Source organism: Pseudomonas sp. BNK-30 (assembly GCF_047456185.1).
Taxonomy (GTDB): Bacteria; Pseudomonadota; Gammaproteobacteria; order Pseudomonadales; family Pseudomonadaceae; genus Aquipseudomonas; species Aquipseudomonas putida_E.
This window is the reverse complement of the sequence record NZ_CP179904.1, coordinates 2609214-2626616: the sequence shown is the minus strand read 5'-3', so window position 1 is coordinate 2626616 and position 17403 is coordinate 2609214. Positions and strand designations below refer to the sequence as shown.

The 17403-nt window shown below is 61.5% G+C and carries 21 protein-coding genes and 1 tRNA gene; 14 read left to right on the top strand and 8 right to left on the bottom strand.

Annotation, left to right across the window (positions count from 1 at the left end):
- The 4 genes from ACMGGN_RS12305 (at position 1) to ACMGGN_RS12290 (ending at position 3434) form a co-directional block, all read left to right on the top strand.
- Positions 1 to 1023 carry a LacI family DNA-binding transcriptional regulator gene (locus ACMGGN_RS12305; RefSeq protein WP_115275255.1) on the top strand — a complete coding sequence of 341 codons (1023 nt, stop codon included), beginning with the start codon at positions 1 to 3 and terminating at the stop codon, positions 1021 to 1023.
- A 9-nt stretch (positions 1024 to 1032) separates the two neighbouring features.
- A complete protein-coding gene (gene rbsK, locus ACMGGN_RS12300) occupies positions 1033 to 1941 on the top strand; it encodes a ribokinase (RefSeq protein ID WP_115275254.1) in 909 nt (302 codons plus the stop codon).
- The gene (gene rbsD / locus ACMGGN_RS12295; RefSeq protein ID WP_012313857.1) at positions 1938 to 2336 is read left to right on the top strand and encodes a D-ribose pyranase; all 399 of its coding nucleotides are present in this window, start codon (positions 1938 to 1940) and stop codon (positions 2334 to 2336) included. The genes rbsK and rbsD overlap by 4 nt, the downstream gene beginning before the upstream one ends.
- Before the next feature lie 90 nt (positions 2337 to 2426).
- Positions 2427 to 3434, top strand: coding sequence for a nucleoside hydrolase (locus tag ACMGGN_RS12290; RefSeq protein ID WP_174141670.1), 1008 nt, complete (start codon positions 2427 to 2429; stop codon positions 3432 to 3434).
- Here the strand turns inward: ACMGGN_RS12290 and ACMGGN_RS12285 are convergent.
- On the bottom strand, positions 3406 to 3618 hold the full coding sequence (locus tag ACMGGN_RS12285) for a hypothetical protein (RefSeq protein ID WP_012313859.1): 213 nt from the start codon (positions 3616 to 3618) through the stop codon (positions 3406 to 3408). The genes ACMGGN_RS12290 and ACMGGN_RS12285 overlap by 29 nt on opposite strands.
- 285 nt (positions 3619 to 3903) lie before the next feature.
- On the opposite strand from ACMGGN_RS12285, the gene ACMGGN_RS12280 reads away from it, so the two are divergent.
- Positions 3904 to 4224: an I78 family peptidase inhibitor gene (locus ACMGGN_RS12280; RefSeq protein WP_174141671.1), complete on the top strand. Its 321-nt coding sequence runs from the start codon at positions 3904 to 3906 to the stop codon at positions 4222 to 4224.
- A gap of 314 nt (positions 4225 to 4538) precedes the next feature.
- On the opposite strand, the gene ACMGGN_RS12275 is transcribed toward ACMGGN_RS12280, so the two are convergent.
- Both ACMGGN_RS12275 and ACMGGN_RS12270 read right to left on the bottom strand, forming a co-directional pair.
- Entirely contained in the window at positions 4539 to 4751 is a 213-nt protein-coding gene (locus tag ACMGGN_RS12275) for a cold-shock protein (RefSeq protein ID WP_012313861.1), read from the bottom strand.
- 159 nt (positions 4752 to 4910) lie between these two features.
- Positions 4911 to 5213: a hypothetical protein gene (locus ACMGGN_RS12270; protein WP_115275249.1), complete on the bottom strand. Its 303-nt coding sequence runs from the start codon at positions 5211 to 5213 to the stop codon at positions 4911 to 4913.
- Positions 5214 to 5548: 335 nt separating this feature from the next.
- On the opposite strand from ACMGGN_RS12270, the gene thrS reads away from it, so the two are divergent.
- The 9 genes from thrS (at position 5549) to ACMGGN_RS12225 (ending at position 13024) form a co-directional block, all read left to right on the top strand.
- Positions 5549 to 7471 (top strand): threonine--tRNA ligase, encoded by a 1923-nt coding sequence (gene thrS / locus ACMGGN_RS12265; protein WP_046787173.1) that lies wholly within the window; start codon positions 5549 to 5551, stop codon positions 7469 to 7471.
- A complete protein-coding gene (infC, locus tag ACMGGN_RS12260; RefSeq protein ID WP_174141673.1) occupies positions 7471 to 8022 on the top strand; it encodes a translation initiation factor IF-3 in 552 nt (183 codons plus the stop codon). The genes thrS and infC overlap by 1 nt, the downstream gene beginning before the upstream one ends.
- A gap of 60 nt (positions 8023 to 8082) precedes the next feature.
- A complete protein-coding gene (rpmI, locus tag ACMGGN_RS12255; RefSeq protein WP_012313865.1) occupies positions 8083 to 8277 on the top strand; it encodes a 50S ribosomal protein L35 in 195 nt (64 codons plus the stop codon).
- Between the two features lie 28 nt (positions 8278 to 8305).
- Positions 8306 to 8662 (top strand): 50S ribosomal protein L20, encoded by a 357-nt coding sequence (rplT, locus tag ACMGGN_RS12250; RefSeq protein WP_003250671.1) that lies wholly within the window; start codon positions 8306 to 8308, stop codon positions 8660 to 8662.
- 110 nt (positions 8663 to 8772) lie between these two features.
- The gene (gene pheS, locus ACMGGN_RS12245; RefSeq protein ID WP_046787172.1) at positions 8773 to 9789 is read left to right on the top strand and encodes a phenylalanine--tRNA ligase subunit alpha; all 1017 of its coding nucleotides are present in this window, start codon (positions 8773 to 8775) and stop codon (positions 9787 to 9789) included.
- Positions 9790 to 9820: 31 nt separating this feature from the next.
- Complete coding sequence (gene pheT / locus ACMGGN_RS12240; protein ID WP_414156807.1) at positions 9821 to 12205, top strand: phenylalanine--tRNA ligase subunit beta; 2385 nt, start codon at positions 9821 to 9823, stop codon at positions 12203 to 12205.
- A 4-nt stretch (positions 12206 to 12209) separates the two neighbouring features.
- Positions 12210 to 12512, top strand: a complete 303-nt coding sequence (gene ihfA, locus ACMGGN_RS12235) for an integration host factor subunit alpha (protein ID WP_003250679.1) — start codon at positions 12210 to 12212, stop codon at positions 12510 to 12512.
- Positions 12493 to 12849 (top strand): MerR family transcriptional regulator, encoded by a 357-nt coding sequence (locus ACMGGN_RS12230; protein WP_008100384.1) that lies wholly within the window; start codon positions 12493 to 12495, stop codon positions 12847 to 12849. The genes ihfA and ACMGGN_RS12230 overlap by 20 nt, the downstream gene beginning before the upstream one ends.
- A 98-nt stretch (positions 12850 to 12947) precedes the next feature.
- A tRNA-Pro gene (locus tag ACMGGN_RS12225) sits at positions 12948 to 13024 on the top strand.
- 108 nt (positions 13025 to 13132) lie between these two features.
- On the opposite strand, the gene ACMGGN_RS12220 is transcribed toward ACMGGN_RS12225, so the two are convergent.
- The 5 genes from ACMGGN_RS12220 to ACMGGN_RS12200 all read right to left on the bottom strand — a co-directional run bounded on the left by ACMGGN_RS12220 (position 13133) and on the right by ACMGGN_RS12200 (position 17287).
- Positions 13133 to 13375 carry a DUF3077 domain-containing protein gene (locus tag ACMGGN_RS12220; RefSeq protein WP_174141679.1) on the bottom strand — a complete coding sequence of 81 codons (243 nt, stop codon included), beginning with the start codon at positions 13373 to 13375 and terminating at the stop codon, positions 13133 to 13135.
- Positions 13376 to 13445: 70 nt separating this feature from the next.
- On the bottom strand, positions 13446 to 13715 hold the full coding sequence (locus tag ACMGGN_RS12215; RefSeq protein WP_046787113.1) for a DUF3077 domain-containing protein: 270 nt from the start codon (positions 13713 to 13715) through the stop codon (positions 13446 to 13448).
- Between the two features lie 165 nt (positions 13716 to 13880).
- The gene (locus ACMGGN_RS12210; RefSeq protein ID WP_346640119.1) at positions 13881 to 14123 is read right to left on the bottom strand and encodes a hypothetical protein; all 243 of its coding nucleotides are present in this window, start codon (positions 14121 to 14123) and stop codon (positions 13881 to 13883) included.
- 438 nt (positions 14124 to 14561) lie between these two features.
- Complete coding sequence (locus ACMGGN_RS12205) at positions 14562 to 15284, bottom strand: FadR/GntR family transcriptional regulator (protein WP_046787111.1); 723 nt, start codon at positions 15282 to 15284, stop codon at positions 14562 to 14564.
- A 269-nt stretch (positions 15285 to 15553) separates the two neighbouring features.
- Positions 15554 to 17287, bottom strand: coding sequence for an IlvD/Edd family dehydratase (locus tag ACMGGN_RS12200; RefSeq protein WP_012313885.1), 1734 nt, complete (start codon positions 17285 to 17287; stop codon positions 15554 to 15556).
- Between the last annotated feature and the right edge of the window lie 116 nt (positions 17288 to 17403).

The following is a 17403-nucleotide window of genomic DNA, read 5'->3' as shown; positions in this document are numbered from 1 at the left end:
ATGGCAACCATCAAAGACGTCGCGGCACTCGCGGGCATTTCCTACACCACAGTGTCCCATGTACTGAACAAGACCCGCCCGGTCAGCGAACAGGTGCGGCTGAAGGTCGAAGCGGCCATCGTCGAGCTCGACTACGTGCCCAGCGCCGTGGCGCGTTCGCTCAAGGCACGCACGACGGCCACCATCGGGCTGCTGGTGCCCAACAGCGTCAACCCTTACTTCGCCGAGCTGGCGCGCGGCATTGAAGATGCCTGCGAGCGCAACGGCTATTGCGTGATCCTGTGCAACTCCGATGACAACCCGCAGAAGCAACGCAGCTACCTGCGCGTGCTGCTGGAAAAACGCATCGACGGCCTGGTGGTGGCGTCGGTGGGCGAGGACAGCGACCTGCTGCAGAGCCTGGCCTGCGTGCGTACCCCGATGGTCATCGTCGACCGCGCGCTGGAAGGCGTGGACGCCGACCTGGTGCGCATCGATCATGAGCAGGGCGCGTACCTGGCCACCCAGCACCTGCTGGAGCTTGGCCATCGCGACATCGCCTATATCGGCGGCCCGGCTGCGACCGGGGTCAGCCAGCTGCGCCTGGCCGGCTTCCACCGCGCCATGGCCGAGGCGCAGGTAGCCGTGCAGGGGGCGCACATCCTGCAATGCGACTTCACCAGCCCAGGCGGCCATGCGGCGGCCGGGCAGCTGCTCGACGGCCAGCGGCCCACGGCGATTTTCGCCGGCAACGACATGATCGGCTTCGGTGTGCTGCGTGCGGCTGCCGAGCGCAACATCAACGTGCCGGGCGAGCTGTCGGTGATCGGCTTCGACGACATCGAGCTGAGCCGCTACGTGTACCCACCGCTGACCACCGTCGGCCAGTCGATCCGCGAGCTCGGCGAAAGTGCAGCGGCGCTGTTGCTGTCACGTATCGCTACGCCCCGCCGCGATGGCGCAGAGCAACGCATCGTCGCCCCGCGCATCGTGCTGCGCGAGTCCACCGGGCCGCGCCCGGACCTGTTCAATGATTACCGCTAAGGAATGCCCATGAGTGCCAAGGTAGTGGTGGTCGGTAGCCTCAACATGGACCTGGTGGCCCGCGCCGAGCGGCTGCCACGTGCAGGCGAAACATTGGCCGGCGAAAGCTTTTTCACCGTGCCGGGGGGCAAGGGCGCCAACCAGGCGGTGGCCGCAGCACGCCTGGGCGCAAGCGTGGCCATGATCGGCAACGTCGGCGCTGACGCCTACGGCCAGCAGTTGCGCCAGGCCCTGGAAGTGGAGGGTATCGATTGCCAGGCGGTGAGCGAGTGCCCAGGCGTCTCCAGTGGGGTGGCGCTGATTACCGTGGATGCCGCCAGCCAGAACTGCATCGTCATCATCCCCGGCGGCAACGGCCAGCTTACCCCGGCAAGCGTGCAGCGTTTCGACGCGCTGCTGCAGGCTGCCGAGGTGATCATCTGCCAGCTCGAAGTGCCTGCCGACACCGTGGCCTGGGCCTTGGCGAGGGGGCGTGAGCTGGGCAAGACGGTGATCCTCAACCCGGCCCCGGCCACCGGCCCGTTGCCCGCGCAGTGGTTCGCCCATATCGATTACCTCATCCCCAACGAAAGCGAGGCCGAGGCGCTGGCCGGTGAGCCGGTCAACGACCTGGCCAGCGCCCGCCGTGCCGGCGAGCGCCTACTGCAACTGGGCGCCGGCAAGGTCATCGTCACCCTTGGTGCGCAGGGCGCGGTGTTGGTCAGTCGAGATGGCAGCCGGCACTTCCCGGCGCCGCAGGTCAAAGCGCTCGACACCACGGCAGCGGGCGACACCTTTGTCGGCGGTTTTGCAGCCGCGCTGGTGCGCGGCCTGGAGGAGGGCGAAGCGATCACCTTCGGCCAGCGCGCTGCGGCGCTGTCCGTCACCCGCGCCGGTGCACAGCCTTCGATCCCGACCCTGGCGGAGGTGGCCCCATGAAAAAGACCGCGCTGCTCAATATTGCCCTGTCGCGCACCATTGCCGGGCTGGGCCATGGCGATATCCTAGTGATCGGCGATGCCGGGTTGCCCGTGCCGCCGGGGGTCGAACTGATCGACCTGGCCTTGACGCCGGGCATTCCCGACTTCGCCAGCGTGCTGCGCGCTGTGCTCAGCGAGATGCAGGTGGAGCGCCATGTGCTGGCCGAAGAGATGCAGAAGGTCGTGCCGCCCGGCCTGGTCGAGATCGAGCGTCTGCGCGGCAAGCTCGGCAAGCGTGAATGGCTGAGCCATGAGCAATTCAAGGTGTTGTCGCGCAGTGCGCGCGCCGTGGTGCGTACCGGCGAGTGCCAGCCCTACAGCAACATCGCCCTCATAGCTGGCGTAACCTTCTAGTTCCCAGTCCAGTCTGTGGGGGGCGGCTTGCCGGCGATGGGCCGCCAAGCGGCCCCGACCGCTTCACCACCAAGGCAACAGGAGTGCCCCATGCTCAAACCTCTGCTACAAGGACTCGCCCTCATGGCCGCAGCCGCCACCACCACGCTCCAGGCCGCACCCCGCGACCTGATCATCGACACCGACCCCGGCGCCGACGATGTGGTCGCACTGTTCCTGGCCATGGCCTCGCCGGACGAACTCAATATCCGCGCCATCACCACCGTCGCCGGCAACGTGCGCCTCGACAAAACCTCGCGCAACGCCCGCCTGGCCCGCGAGTGGGCCGGCCGCGAAGACATCCCGGTGTACGCCGGGGCAGGGCGCCCGCTGGTGCGCACGCCCATCTACGCTGCCGAAGTGCATGGCGAAGAAGGCCTGACCGGTGTCCCGGTGCATGAACCGAAAAAGCCCCTGGCCCCGGGCAATGCCGTGCAGTACCTGGTCGATACGCTCGGCGCTGCCGAACCCCGCAGCATCACCGTGGCCATGCTCGGCCCACAGACCAACCTGGCCCTGGCTCTGATCCAGCGCCCGGACATCGCCAAAGGCATCAAAGAGGTGGTGGTGATGGGCGGCGCCCACTTCAACGGCGGCAACATCACCCCGGCGGCAGAATTCAACCTCTACGCCGACCCGCACGCTGCCGAGGTGGTGCTGGCCAGTGGCGTGCCACTGACCTACCTGCCACTGGACGTCACCCACAAACTGCTCACCAGTGACGCCCGCCTCAAGCAGCTGGCAGCCGTGAACAACCAGGCCAGCAAGCGCGTGGTGGACATCCTCAATGCGTACATCAAGCACGACATGGACTTGTACGGCATGCCCGGCGGCCCGGTGCATGACGCCAGCGTCATTGCTTATCTGCTCAAGCCCGAGCTGTTCGGCGGGCGGCGCATCCACATGAGCGTCGACAGCCGCGAGGGCCCGACCTTCGGCCAGACCGTCGCCGACTGGTACGGCGTGCTCAAGCAGCCGGCCAACGTGATGTGGGTGGGCGAGGGCGATGCCCAGGGCTTTTTCGACCTGCTCAGCGCGCGCCTGGCTCGATTGCAATAGCGGCGTGCGGTGCGTAGCGCTCGAACACCTGGTCGATGAAGTTGCGCGCCGCCTCGCTGCCCAGGTCGCGCACAAGCAGGTCCAGGGCGATCAATACCAGCTCTTCTGGCGTGCTGGGGCTGTAGGCGCTCTGGCCCTCCGCCCATTTGACCTTGATGTCGGCGTCGATGCTGTGGTGGCTCATGAAAGGCTCTCGTTTGGGCCTGTGGCGGAGGGGCGAACACCTGACCCTGGTGTTCGCAGCAGGCACTGTGCCTGCACTTCTTAAAGTAAATCATCACTTTGCGTCAATGGCTCTTCGACTTAAGAATAAAAAGCCTGCCCAAGCAAACCAACTGCGTGGTGCAAAATCCGGTCACGATTGCCTTTCGCCATGCGCGGTGAGTTCGGGCAGACTTGTGCGGTTTTGCAACGAATTCAGGGTGGAACTGTCGGAACAGGCAGTTCCCAGATCTATTTAGGAGGATTCATGTTCCGTACCCGTGCTTCCCTGGCAACCTTGCTGGTCGCTGCTGTGCTGGCTGGTTGCAGCACTGGTGGCAACTCTGACGGCGGCAGCGCCCCGGCTGCAGCTGCAGGCAACGACGGGCGCTGCGAGGCCAGCGGTGCCGATTTCGCCATTGGCAAGCAAGGCAGTGCCGACCTGCTCGAGCAGGCGCGCAAGGCCAGTGGCTCACAGATTGCCCGTATTCTCAAGCCACATGACATGGTGACCCTGGAGTACCGCTCCGAGCGCCTCAACCTGAATGTGGACGAGCAGGGCAAGGTGACCCGCGTCAACTGCGGTTGATGCAGCCCCTACGAGGTGCAGGCGTGTGCTGCCCTGGTTAATGCCCATGCATCTATTGATGAAGCCTCAGCCTTCTCATCTGTCGGCGATAATGCAGCTCCAAATACGGCACGCCCCCCGTAGGAGCGGCCTTGTGTCGCGAAAGGGCTGCGAAGCGGCCCCAGGTTTCTAGCTCCGCCGCTTGAAATGCCGGGGCCGCTTTGCGGCCCTTTCGCGACACAAGGCCGCTCCTACGAAGGGCAGGCGTATGCTGCCCTGGCAAACGCCCATAAAAAAACCCGCCACAAGGGCGGGTTTTTTTACAGCTATCCGAATTACTCCGGACGAACCTGCGCAGCCTGCATACCCTTCTGGCCTTTTTCGGCAACGAAGGAAACAGTCTGGCCTTCTTTCAGGCTCTTGAAGCCGTCGGATTCGATGGCTTTGAAGTGAACGAACAGGTCGTCGCCGCCGCCTGCTGGGGTGATGAAGCCGTAGCCTTTCTCATCATTGAACCATTTGACGGTGCCTTGTTGGCGATTGGACATGGGTGAATCTCCAGAACATTTAATTTTCAGTGGTGCAATGTGGCCGAGGCTACGGAGCACGGACACCATAATAGTCTAATTCTGCGCCTGTAGCGTCTTTTACCTTCGCAGGATGCTGATCCAGGGCAAATAAAGCCCGGAAAGCCCTCTGCGCATGGCTCATTTCGGCTTGCAGGCCGCTTGCACGACGGTCTGTGCCTTCTGCATCAGCTTGGCGTCAACGCCGTCATTGCTGTCCAGGTCTTCGATCTCCTTATCAGTGAAATTATCTTTGATGGCTTGCGCGCCGCACGAACAATGCTTGTCTGCAGTTGCAGCGTCGACACCTTGACCTTGCGCCACCTGTTTGCATTGCGTCATGTAGGCACCCTCCTTGCCGGCAGGGAAGTTGCCAGCGGTGGCTGCCATGGGCAGCAGCAGGGCGCCAGCGGCCGCCAGGGCCAGAAGAGACGGAACTCGCATAACCAGACACTCCTTGGGTTAAGGTCTCATCAAGAGTAGGTTGCTTCCCAAAGTCTGATAGGAAATTTTCCGTGTAAGTTCACCGCTACCGCGTAATTTCCAAATATTTCTGCGCTGCCATGCAACCCCCGTGCTAGCATGCCCGGCTTGCACCTGCACACGTGCAGCGTGCAACTATCTTTTTACTTTCCAGTCACTCAGGTCCCCCTGGCAAGCCGAAAGGCTCCTGCCACTGTGAGGCAGGCTTCCTTCAAGGAAGGCAGGTCGGATCTTGTACTGGCTCATCCCAACCCATGTGACCTTTGGTAGGGGTCACCACTAGGAGAGGAGGCGCCATGCCCACTATTACTCTTCCCGATGGCAGTCAACGCGCGTTCGATCACGCGGTATCCGTAGCCGATGTCGCCGCTTCGATCGGTGCCGGCCTGGCCAAGGCCACCGTTGCGGGCAAAGTCGACGGCAAGCTGGTCGACGCCTGCGAGCTGATCACCCACGACGCCACCCTGCAGATCATCACCCCTAAAGATGAAGAGGGACTGGAGATCATCCGTCACTCGTGCGCCCACCTGGTAGGCCACGCAGTGAAACAGCTGTACCCGACCGCCAAGATGGTCATCGGCCCGGTCATCGACGAAGGCTTCTATTACGACATCGCCTACGAGCGCCCCTTCACCCCTGAAGACTTGGTCGCCATCGAAAAGCGCATGCAGCAGCTGATCGAAAAAGACTACGACGTCATCAAGAAGATGACCCCGCGCGCCGAAGTCATCGACGTGTTCAAGGCCCGTGGCGAAGACTACAAGCTGCGCCTGGTCGAGGACATGCCCGACGAGCAGGCCATGGGCCTGTACTACCACGAAGAATACGTCGACATGTGCCGTGGCCCGCACGTGCCGAACACCCGTTTCCTCAAGGCATTCAAGCTGACCAAGCTGTCCGGCGCCTACTGGCGTGGCGATGCCAAGAACGAGCAGCTGCAGCGCGTGTACGGTACCGCCTGGGCTGACAAGAAGCAGCTGGCTGCCTACATCCAGCGCATCGAAGAAGCCGAAAAACGCGACCACCGCAAGATCGGCAAGCAGCTCGACCTGTTCCACCTGCAGGAAGAAGCGCCAGGCATGGTGTTCTGGCACGCCAACGGCTGGACCGTCTACCAGGTGCTCGAGCAGTACATGCGCCAGGTCCAGCGCGAAAACGGCTACTCGGAAATCAAGACCCCGCAAGTCGTCGACCGCATCCTCTGGGAGCGTTCCGGCCACTGGTCCAACTACGCCGAAAACATGTTCACCACCTCGTCGGAAAGCCGTGATTACGCGGTCAAGCCGATGAACTGCCCGTGCCACGTGCAGGTGTTCAACCAGGGCCTGAAGTCGTACCGCGACCTGCCGCTGCGCCTGGCCGAATTCGGTGCCTGCCACCGTAACGAGCCTTCCGGCGCCCTGCACGGCATCATGCGCGTACGTGGCTTCGTGCAGGACGACGCGCACATCTTCTGTACCGAAGACCAGGTGAAGAAAGAAGCCGCCGACTTCATCAAGCTGACCCTGGACGTGTACAAGGACTTCGGTTTCACCGACGTCGCCATGAAGCTCTCCACCCGCCCCGCCAAGCGCGTGGGTTCCGAAGAGCTGTGGGACCGCGCCGAAGGTGCACTGGCCGACGCCCTGAACGAATCCGGCCTGGAATGGGAATACCAGCCAGGTGAAGGTGCCTTCTACGGCCCTAAAATCGAATTCACCCTGCGCGACTGCCTGGGCCGTAACTGGCAGTGTGGTACCCTGCAGTACGATCCGAACCTGCCAGAGCGCCTGGACGCCAGCTACATCGCCGAAGACAACGCGCGCAAGCGCCCGGTGATGCTGCACCGCGCCATCCTCGGCTCGTTCGAGCGCTTCATCGGCATGCTCATCGAGCACTATGCCGGCGTGTTCCCGGCGTGGCTGGCACCGACCCAGGCCGTGATCATGAACATCACCGACAAACAGGCCGATTTCGCCCTTCAGGTTGAGAAATCTCTGAACGGTAGCGGTTTCCGTGCCAAGTCGGACTTGAGAAATGAGAAGATCGGCTTTAAAATCCGCGAGCATACTTTGCTCAAGGTCCCGTACCTTTTGGTTATAGGGGACCGCGAAGTCGAAACGCAAACCGTCGCTGTGCGTACTCGCGAAGGTGCAGACCTGGGCTCCATGCCCGTCGCCCAGTTCGTTGAGCTTCTGACACATGCGGTTTCCCGGCGTGGTCGCCAAGAATCGGAGTAATGACTATTAAGCGTGAAATGAGAAACGATAAACGTGCTGCACCGAAGGCCCCGATCAACGAGAATATCTCGGCCCGCGAGGTTCGGTTAATTGGCGCAGACGGCGAGCAGGTTGGCATCGTCTCGATTGATGAAGCGCTGCGTATCGCTGATGAAGCGAAGCTGGACCTGGTTGAAATCTCTGCAGACGCGTTACCGCCTGTCTGCAAGGTCATGGACTACGGCAAGCACCTCTTCGAAAAGAAGAAGCAGGCTAACGAAGCCAAGAAAAACCAGAAGCAGATCCAGATCAAAGAAATCAAGTTTCGTCCAGGGACGGAGGATGGGGATTACCAGGTAAAACTACGCAACCTGGTACGTTTCCTTACCGATGGGGACAAGGCCAAGATCTCTCTGAGATTCCGTGGTCGTGAGATGGCCCACCAGGAGCTGGGCATGGAGCTGTTGAAGCGGGTTGAAGCTGACCTCGCCGAATACGGCACCGTTGAGCAGCATCCGAAGATGGAAGGACGCCAGCTTATGATGGTCATCGCCCCCAAGAAAAAGAAGTAATCTCCCGGGCACGGCAGGCCTGATGATTATGTGTAATTTTATCGAATGCGGAGTTCCAACATGCCAAAAATGAAAACCAAGAGCGGTGCTGCAAAGCGCTTCCTGAAGACCGCTACCGGCTTCAAGCACAAGCACGCTTTCAAGAGCCACATCCTGACCAAAATGTCGACCAAGCGTAAGCGTCAACTGCGTGGTAGCAGCTTGCTGCACCCGTCTGACGTCGCGAAAGTCGCGCGCATGCTGCGCGTTCGTTAATTCTGGTCAAAGATAGAGGAAGTTACTCATGGCTCGTGTAAAGCGCGGCGTTATCGCTCGTAAGCGTCACAAAAAAATTCTGAAGCTGGCTAAAGGTTACTACGGTGCACGCTCGCGCGTATTCCGCGTAGCCAAGCAGGCAGTCATCAAGGCAGGCCAATACGCCTACCGCGACCGTCGCCAGAAGAAGCGTCAGTTCCGCGCACTGTGGATCGCTCGTATCAACGCCGGTGCCCGCACCAACGGTCTGTCTTACAGCCGTCTGATTGCTGGCCTGAAAAAGGCGTCGATCGAAATCGACCGTAAGGTTCTGGCTGACCTGGCAGTGAACGAAAAAGCGGCGTTTGCTGCAATTGTCGAGAAAGCTAAAGCCGTTCTGGCTTAAGTACCCACGACAATCATCCGGCAGCGTTCTGCGCTGTCGGGTGTAAAACGTCATCGATAGGGGAAGAGCCTTCAAAGCTCTTCCCCTATTTTCGTATCTGGAGTCTGTACATGGAAAACCTGGACGCGCTGGTCTCCCAAGCCCTTGAGGCCGTGGAGCGCGCTGAAGACATCAATGCCCTGGAACAGATCCGGGTTCAGTATCTTGGCAAAAAAGGCGAACTGACCCAGGTGATGAAGACCCTGGGCAACCTGCCAGCCGAAGAGCGCCCGAAAGTCGGCGCGCTGATCAATGACGCCAAAGAGCGCGTCACCGAAGTGCTCAACGCACGCAAGGCAGCCTTTGAAGAAGCCGAACTCAGCGCTCGCCTGGCCGCCGAATGCATTGATGTGACCCTGCCAGGCCGTGGCCAGGCCACCGGTGGCCTGCACCCGATCACCCGTACCCTCGAACGCATCGAGCAGTTCTTCACCCACATCGGCTACGGCATCGCCGAAGGCCCCGAGGTCGAAGACGACTACCACAACTTCGAAGCGCTCAACATCCCCGGCCACCACCCGGCCCGGGCGATGCACGACACCTTCTACTTCAATGCCAACATGCTGCTGCGCACCCACACCTCGCCGGTGCAGGTGCGGACCATGGAGTCCACCCAGCCGCCAATCCGCATTGTGTGCCCGGGCCGCGTTTACCGCTGCGACTCGGATATCACCCACTCGCCGATGTTCCACCAGGTCGAAGGCCTGCTGATCGATCGCGACATCAACTTTGCCGACCTCAAGGGCACCATCGAAGAGTTCCTGCGCGTGTTCTTCGAAAAAGAACTGGCCGTGCGCTTCCGCCCGTCGTTCTTCCCCTTCACCGAGCCGTCCGCCGAAGTCGATATCCAGTGCGTGATGTGTTCCGGCCAAGGCTGCCGCGTGTGCAAGCAAACCGGCTGGCTGGAAGTGCTGGGCTGCGGCATGGTGCACCCGGACGTGCTGCGCATGTCCGGCATCGACCCTGAAGAATTCCAGGGCTTCGCCTTCGGCATGGGCGCCGAGCGCCTGGCCATGCTGCGCTACGGCGTCAACGATTTGCGTCTGTTCTTCGACAACGACCTGCGGTTCTTAGCCCAATTCCGCTAGGCCCAATCGACGCAACTTTCAGGAGAACAGCATGAAATTCAGTGAACAGTGGCTGCGCGGTTGGGTAAACCCGCAAGTCTCCCGTGACGAACTGGTCGCCCGCCTTTCCATGGCCGGCCTTGAAGTCGACAGCGTAACCCCCGCTGCCGGCCAGTTCAGTGGCATCGTCGTGGGCGAAATCCTCGCCACCGAACAACACCCCGACGCCGATAAACTGCGCGTCTGCCAGGTCAGCAACGGCCAGGAAACCTTCCAGGTCGTCTGCGGCGCCCCCAATGCGCGCCCGGGCATCAAAATCCCGTTCGCCATGATCGGCGCCGAACTGCCGGGCGACTTCAAGATCAAGAAGGCCAAGCTGCGCGGCGTCGAGTCGTTCGGCATGCTGTGCTCGGCAGCAGAGCTGCAGATCAGCGAAGAAAACGACGGCCTGCTCGAACTGGCTGCCGACGCCCCGGTAGGCGAAGACATTCGTCAGTACCTGAACCTGGACGACGCCAGCATCGAAATCGGCCTGACCCCCAACCGCGGTGACTGCCTGTCGCTGGCTGGCCTGGCCCGCGACGTCAGCGCCCTGTACAACGTCCCGGTCACCCGCCCGGTGGTGCCGGCCGTACCGGCTGCCCACGACGAAGTGCGCCCGGTCGAAGTCAGCGCCCCGGCCGTGTGCCCACGCTACTTGGGTCGCGTCATCCGCAACGTCGACCTCAGCAAGCCCACCCCGCTGTGGATGGTTGAACGCCTGCGCCGCAGCGACGTGCGCAGCATCGACGCCGCCGTTGACATCACCAACTACGTGATGCTCGAGCTCGGCCAACCGATGCACGCCTTCGATCTCGCCGAAATCAACGGCGGCATCCGCGTACGCATGGCCGAAGAGGGCGAGAAGCTGGTGCTGCTCGACGGCCAGGAAGTCGCCCTGCGCGCCGACACCCTGGTCATCGCCGACCACACCCGCGCCCTGGCCATTGCCGGCGTGATGGGTGGCGAGCACAGCGGCGTCAACACCGAAAAAACCCGCGACCTGTTCCTCGAAAGCGCCTTCTTCGAGCCGATCGCCGTTGCCGGCAAGGCCCGTTCCTACGGCCTGCACACCGACGCCTCGCACCGCTACGAGCGCGGCGTCGACTCGCAACTGGCCCGCGAAGCCATGGAGCGCGCTACCGCACTGGTGCTGGAGATTGTCGGCGGCGAAGCCGGCCCCATCATCGAAGCCGTCAGCGAACAGCACCTGCCGCAAGTCGCCCCGGTGACCCTGCGCGCCGAACGCATCACCCAGATGCTCGGCATGGAGCTGCAGGCCGCCCAGGTCGAGCAGATGCTCAACGCCCTGGAGCTGACCACCACGGCCAACGGGGCAGGGGAGTGGACCGTCAAGGTGCCAAGCCACCGCTTCGACATCAGCCTGGAAGTCGACCTGATCGAAGAGCTGGCCCGCCTGTACGGCTACAACAGCCTGCCTGTGCGTTACCCGCAAGCGCGCCTGGCGCCCAAGGCCAACCCGGAAACCCGCGGTGAGCTGCCCAACCTGCGCCGCCTGCTGGTCGCCCGCGGCTACCAGGAAGCCATCACCTACAGCTTCATCGACCCGAAGCTGTTCGAGCTGTTCACCCCAGGCGTAGAGCCGCTGCTGCTGCTGGCCAACCCCATCTCCAGCGACATGGCCGCCATGCGCGCCTCGCTGTGGCCGGGCTTGGTCAAAGCCATGCAGCACAACCTCAACCGCCAGCAAGACCGCGTGCGCCTGTTCGAAAGCGGCCTGCGCTTCGTCGGCCAGCTGGGTGACCTGGAGCAGCAGCCCATGATCGCCGGCGTTGTCACCGGCAGCCGCCTGCCAGAAGGCTGGGCCAACGGCCGTGACAGCATCGACTTCTTCGATGTGAAAGCAGACGTCGAAGCCCTGCTGGGCTACTCGGGCGCCCTGAGCGACTTCACCTTCGCCGCCGGCAAACACCCCGCCCTGCACCCAGGCCAGACCGCTGTCATCCAGCGCGACGGCAAGGAAGTCGGCTACCTCGGCGCCCTGCACCCGGAAGTTGCCAAGGCCCTGGGCCTGGACCGCCCGGTGTACGTCTTCGAGCTGGTGTTGGGTGATGTGGTCGAAGGCCGCTTGCCGAAATTCAGCGAACTCTCCAAGTTCCCGGAAACCCGTCGCGACCTGGCCCTGATCGCTGGCCGTGACGTGGCCGCCAGCGCCGTGCTTGAAGTAATTCGTGACAATGCAGGCGAATGGCTTACAGACCTCAGGCTGTTTGACGTCTACCAGGGTAAAGGTATTGATCCTGATAGAAAAAGCCTGGCCGTCGGCTTGACCTGGCAGCATCCATCGCGCACTCTTAACGACGATGAGGTGAACACTACCCTGCAAAACATCCTCACCTCGCTTGAACAAAGGTTGAACACCACGTTAAGGAAATAACGGCATGGGTGCTCTGACGAAAGCTGAGATGGCCGAAAGGCTGTACGAGGAGCTGGGGCTTAACAAGCGTGAGGCCAAGGAGTTGGTCGAGCTGTTTTTTGAAGAAATTCGGCACGCACTTGAAGAGAACGAGCAGGTCAAGTTGTCCGGTTTCGGCAACTTCGACCTTCGCGACAAACGCCAGCGGCCGGGCCGCAACCCCAAAACAGGGGAAGAGATCCCGATCACCGCACGGCGCGTCGTCACCTTTCGTCCAGGGCAGAAGTTGAAGGCCCGGGTTGAGGCCTATGCTGGAACCAAGCCATAACGACGAACTGCCCCCCATACCGGGCAAACGCTACTTCACCATTGGTGAAGTCAGCGAGTTGTGTGCCGTAAAGCCACACGTGCTGCGGTATTGGGAGCAGGAGTTCCCTCAGCTCAACCCCGTGAAGCGGCGGGGCAATCGGCGGTATTACCAGCGCCAAGACGTGCTGATGATCCGCCAGATTCGCGCGCTGCTTTATGACCAGGGGTTCACCATTGGCGGGGCGCGGTTGCGGCTCTCCAGTGATGAGGTGAAGGATGAGTCAAGCCAGTACAAGCAGCTGATTCGGCAGATGATTGTTGAGTTGGAGGATGTGCTGGTGGTGTTGAAGAAGTGAGCTAGAGCCGATGAATGGAATTTTTTGAAAAAAAGCTTCCATTTATCAAAAGGTTAGGGTAGATTTCTCATCGTTCTCAGATGTTATGAGAATGTAGTCGGGGCGTAGCGCAGCCCGGTAGCGCACTTGCATGGGGTGCAAGGGGTCGAGTGTTCGAATCACTCCGTCCCGACCAAAAATCCCCAAAAATCCAGTTACTATCTAGTAACTGGATTTTTTTATGCGTGAATTTTGGCTCAACTTTCGAGATAGTTTAGTTTCAGCTTCAAGCGATCGTTCCCATTCACCTCTTCAGGTTCAGCTCAATCTTTTCCAACAGCGCCCTGACCATCGCACTCAGGTGATACGAAGCCCAGATCATCTGTCGGTTGCCAATCATCACGCCGGTGATATTCAAATGCCGTGCACAGTCCATCAACTTGGTTGCTTGCTCGATGGCGTAGCTGGGCGGTATTCCCGGTGCGATGGTGAACATGTTGCGACGCGGCGTGCCGATCTGGTCGCCTTTGTGTTTAGCTGCCGTCATGAGTGATTTTCCGCAATCGTTTCGACTTGAACTGGCCCCTTCCAAGAGGCCAGTAGCGGCACTCGAATATCTACTGCTGCATCCCCAGCTCGGCATCATCGAGCAGCGCCTTTGCCAGAGCACTTAGGTAGTAGGATGCCCAGATCAATTGCGGGCTGTCTTCCATCAAGCCGGTTATGGTCAGGTCACGCACACAGCCCATCAACTCTGAGGCTTGCTCCCTGGCATTCTGGCAGGGGATACCAGGTGCGATGCAGAACAGCGGCTGAGTTTGGCCTTCTGCCTGATAGAACATGGTTTTGCCGGGTGTGGTTTTTTCGGTTGTGCTGTCTTTCGGCATGAGTTGGTTCCCTGAAAATACGGGTGCCTGGGCTGGCCCTATCGCCGGCAAGCCGGGCTCCCACAAGTTCACCGGGCCCCTGAGGGTCGTCTACAACCTCAGGGGCGGTGCCGTGTGGGGGCGCTAGCCTTCGAAAGAACCAGGCCAGACTTAACGTGATGCGGCTTAGTGCAGCGTTCCTTGCTCTGTCGGCATTTGCACTTGCGCCAACGCGACCTCAAGCAATTTGCGCAAGGTTTCGAGCTCGTGCATGGAGGTCATGATCAACAAGGAGGAGGGCGACTTGGGTTGCATCATCATCGCCTGCTGGGCCACGGCTTCGGCGCAAAGTGCGTAATCTGCAGCCAGCATCAGCGTATCTTCGAGGGCGTGGAGACTGTGGGGTGGATCGGGCACTATCTTCAGCATTATTTGGTCCTCAATGAAGCGACCAGCGCTTGCTGTCAAACAAGTGGAGGCAGCTGTGTATGGGTTGACAGACCGGTGAAGACCAAACCGGCGCACACGGGGTGCCCCACACACAGCCGCCATAGGCATCGCTGCGTGTTTGGTCGTCATCAGCCTGTCAAAGCTAGTCGTTGATATGCAACGACTGGCCGAGACTAAGATGCTGATAAAACGACCGCAACGAAAAACAGGCGGCGGCAGTATCTTTGGGAAATACCCTACAGGAAAGGGGTTAAATCTGATCTTTTCAGGTGCTCGCTGTAACAGCTTGTAAGTGCAGGCAGCCGAAATTCAGGGTTGTGCCTAGTGAGAAATGCGCACGATGGGAGTTCCTTGCCTGCAACTGACTCCACCGCCCCTTGTACTGGGTAACCAGCGCCAGCAATCAGCAGCTTTGCTTCAGCTAGTCGGGTCTTGCCCCAACACCTTGCTCAACGCCACACGCGCATCTTCAAGCTGCACCAGCGAAGCATGCCGTGCACCCAGCGCGTCGCCGTTCTGGATAGCCGTGAGAATCGCCTTGTGCCGGGGCAGGGCGAGTTGGTTGAAGTTCGGCCGCTGGTTGGAATAGCGCACCGATTCGCGCAGGGCCATCGAGAGCATGTTGCACAGGTAGGCCAACAGGTCGTTGTGGGTGGCGTCGGCGATGCGGGCGTGGAAGTCCAGGTCGGGTTGCAGGCGCTCTTCATGGGTGCGCGCGGCTTCCATGCGCTGGTAGGCCTCGGCGATCGACTCGACATCCTCGGGGGTGGCGTTGGTGGCGGCCAGCGCGGCGGCGGCGGGTTCGATAACCCAGCGCACGCTGGACAGGGTGTTGAAGAAGTCCTTTTGCGGGGTGGCCTGCATCAGCCAGTGCAGCACGTCGGGGTCGAGCATGTGCCAGTCATGGCGGGGCCTTACCAATGTGCCGACCCGTGGGCGGGCTTCGACCAGGCCCTTTGCGGTCAGGGCGCGCATCGCTTCGCGGAACACCGGCCGGCTGATCGCGTAGCTTTCGCACAGGCTGGCCTCGGAGGGCAGCTTTTGCCCGGGTGCGAGTTGGCCGGATACGATTTGCAGGCCGAGGTCCTGGACCAGGGTGGCGTGCATGCTTTTGCGCGTGGTGGGCTGGCGGTAGTTCATGGGGGGCGCGGGAGGTCCTTCGAGCGAGGTGGGCATCATAGCATTAGTGGGTGGCGGGGGGCCTGTGGGGCAGGTGTCATGCAGGCAGTTGCAGCCATCGGTTTGCACTGCTTCAAGGTATGCGTGGGATGTGTAGGAGCGGCCTTGTGTCGCGAAAGGGGTGCGCAGCGCCCCCGGCAATATCAGCCTGATGCATGAATTGTGGGGGCGCTGCGCACCCCTTTCGCGACACAAGGCCGCTCCTACCGGGGGGAGGTGTTGAGAGTTGGTTAGTGCGAATGCTTGGGCACCGCCGCGCCACGGCAGCCAACCAGGAAGTCGAAATCGCAACCTTCGTCAGCCTGCATCACATGGTCCAGATACAGCTTCGCATAACCGCCACTGATCAACTGTGGCGGTGCTTGCAGGTCGGCCAGGCGGCCAGCCAGTTCCTCGGCAGAAATGTCCAGGTGCAGCCGGCCTTCCTTGCAGTCCAGCTCGATCCAGTCACCTTCGCGCACGGCTGCCAATGGGCCGCCCGCAGCAGCCTCGGGTGCCACGTGCAGCACTACGGTGCCGTAGGCAGTACCGCTCATGCGGGCGTCGGAGATGCGCACCATGTCGGTCACGCCCTGGGCCAGCAGCTTGGCGGGCAGGCCCATGTTGCCGACCTCGGCCATGCCCGGGTAGCCCTTGGGCCCGCAGTATTTCATCACCAGCACCGAATTGGCGTCCACGTCCAGCTCAGGGTCGTTGATGCGCGCTTTGTAGTCCTCGAAGTTTTCGAACACTACGGCGCGGCCGCGGTGCTGCATCAGCGCTGGGGTGGCCGCCGACGGCTTGAGCACCGCGCCTTTGGGCGCCAGGTTGCCGCGCAGGATGCAGATGCCGCCATCGGCCACCAGCGGTTTGTCGAGCGGGCGGATGACTTCTTCGTCATACAGCGGCGCGGCCTGGCAGTTGTCCCACAGGCTCTTGCCGTTGGCGGTCAGTGCGGTGGGGTTGGGCAGCAGGCCATGCTCGCCCAGGCGGCGGATGACTGCGGGCAGGCCGCCGGCGTAGTAGAACTCTTCCATCAGGAAGCGGCCCGATGGCTGCAAGTCGACCAAGGTCGGTGTGCCGCGGCCGACGCGGGTCCAGTCTTCCAGTTGCAGGTCTACGCCAATGCGCCCGGCAATCGCCTTGAGGTGGATCACTGCGTTGGTCGAACCACCGATGGCGGCGTTGACGCGGATGGCGTTCTCGAAGGCTTCGCGGGTGAGGATCTTCGACAGGCGCAGGTCTTCGCGCACCATGTCGACAATGCGCATGCCTGACAGATGGGCGAGTACGTAGCGGCGGGCATCCACCGCCGGGATGGCGGCGTTGTGCGGCAGCGAGGTACCCAGCGCTTCGGCCATGCAGGCCATGGTCGAGGCGGTGCCCATGGTGTTGCAGGTGCCCGCCGAGCGCGACATGCCGGCCTCGGCCGAGAGGAACTCGTTGAGGTCGATCTGGCCGGCCTTATAGGCCTCGTGCATCTGCCAGACGATGGTGCCGGCGCCAATGTCCTTGCCTTTGTGCTTGCCGTTGAGCATCGGCCCACCAGTGACCACGATCGCCGGCACGTCGCAGCTGGCGGCGCCCATCAGCAGCGCCGGGGTGGTCTTGTCGCAGCCGGTCAGCAGCACCACGGCGTCCACCGGGTTGCCACGGATCGCTTCTTCCACATCCATGCTCGCCAGGTTGCGGGTGAGCATGGCGGTAGGGCGCAGGTTGGACTCGCCACTGGAAAACACCGGGAACTCCACCGGGAAGCCACCAGCCTCCAGCACGCCTTTTTTGACGTGCTCGGCAATCTTGCGGAAGTGGGCGTTGCACGGGGTCAGCTCCGACCAGGTGTTGCAGATGCCGATGATCGGCTTGCCCTGGAATTCGTGGTCGGGGATGCCTTGGTTCTTCATCCAGCTGCGGTACATGAAGCCGTTCTTGTCGGCGGTACCAAACCATTGGGCGGAGCGCAGGGGGCGTTTGTTATCAGACATAAGCGGGGCACCTAATTAGTATTACTATTTGTCGTTATGAGGCTGACTCTAGCGGCTAAAAAGGCATCTGTGAAGGGTTGTTGTTTTAAATAGTAATACTATATGATCGATTCGCC

Bases quoted from the DNA above. Each gene is read 5' to 3' on its own strand.
- ACMGGN_RS12305 (WP_115275255.1), top strand. From the start codon at position 1: ATGGCAACCATCAAAGACGTCGCGGCACTCGCGGGCATTTCCTACACC.
- ihfA (WP_003250679.1), top strand. From the start codon at position 12,210: ATGGGTGCTCTGACGAAAGCTGAGATGGCCGAAAGGCTGTACGAGGAG.
- ACMGGN_RS12280 (WP_174141671.1), top strand. From the start codon at position 3,904: ATGTTCCGTACCCGTGCTTCCCTGGCAACCTTGCTGGTCGCTGCTGTG.
- ACMGGN_RS12230 (WP_008100384.1), top strand. From the start codon at position 12,493: ATGCTGGAACCAAGCCATAACGACGAACTGCCCCCCATACCGGGCAAA.
- rplT (WP_003250671.1), top strand. From the start codon at position 8,306: ATGGCTCGTGTAAAGCGCGGCGTTATCGCTCGTAAGCGTCACAAAAAA.
- ACMGGN_RS12215 (WP_046787113.1), bottom strand. From the start codon at position 13,715: ATGCCGAAAGACAGCACAACCGAAAAAACCACACCCGGCAAAACCATG.
- rbsK (WP_115275254.1), top strand. From the start codon at position 1,033: ATGAGTGCCAAGGTAGTGGTGGTCGGTAGCCTCAACATGGACCTGGTG.
- rpmI (WP_012313865.1), top strand. From the start codon at position 8,083: ATGCCAAAAATGAAAACCAAGAGCGGTGCTGCAAAGCGCTTCCTGAAG.
- rbsD (WP_012313857.1), top strand. From the start codon at position 1,938: ATGAAAAAGACCGCGCTGCTCAATATTGCCCTGTCGCGCACCATTGCC.
- ACMGGN_RS12285 (WP_012313859.1), bottom strand. From the start codon at position 3,618: ATGAGCCACCACAGCATCGACGCCGACATCAAGGTCAAATGGGCGGAG.
- pheT (WP_414156807.1), top strand. From the start codon at position 9,821: ATGAAATTCAGTGAACAGTGGCTGCGCGGTTGGGTAAACCCGCAAGTC.
- ACMGGN_RS12275 (WP_012313861.1), bottom strand. From the start codon at position 4,751: ATGTCCAATCGCCAACAAGGCACCGTCAAATGGTTCAATGATGAGAAA.
- ACMGGN_RS12220 (WP_174141679.1), bottom strand. From the start codon at position 13,375: ATGACGGCAGCTAAACACAAAGGCGACCAGATCGGCACGCCGCGTCGC.
- thrS (WP_046787173.1), top strand. From the start codon at position 5,549: ATGCCCACTATTACTCTTCCCGATGGCAGTCAACGCGCGTTCGATCAC.
- ACMGGN_RS12210 (WP_346640119.1), bottom strand. From the start codon at position 14,123: ATGCTGAAGATAGTGCCCGATCCACCCCACAGTCTCCACGCCCTCGAA.
- ACMGGN_RS12205 (WP_046787111.1), bottom strand. From the start codon at position 15,284: ATGAACTACCGCCAGCCCACCACGCGCAAAAGCATGCACGCCACCCTG.
- pheS (WP_046787172.1), top strand. From the start codon at position 8,773: ATGGAAAACCTGGACGCGCTGGTCTCCCAAGCCCTTGAGGCCGTGGAG.
- ACMGGN_RS12290 (WP_174141670.1), top strand. From the start codon at position 2,427: ATGCTCAAACCTCTGCTACAAGGACTCGCCCTCATGGCCGCAGCCGCC.
- ACMGGN_RS12200 (WP_012313885.1), bottom strand. From the start codon at position 17,287: ATGTCTGATAACAAACGCCCCCTGCGCTCCGCCCAATGGTTTGGTACC.
- ACMGGN_RS12270 (WP_115275249.1), bottom strand. From the start codon at position 5,213: ATGCGAGTTCCGTCTCTTCTGGCCCTGGCGGCCGCTGGCGCCCTGCTG.
- infC (WP_174141673.1), top strand. From the start codon at position 7,471: ATGACTATTAAGCGTGAAATGAGAAACGATAAACGTGCTGCACCGAAG.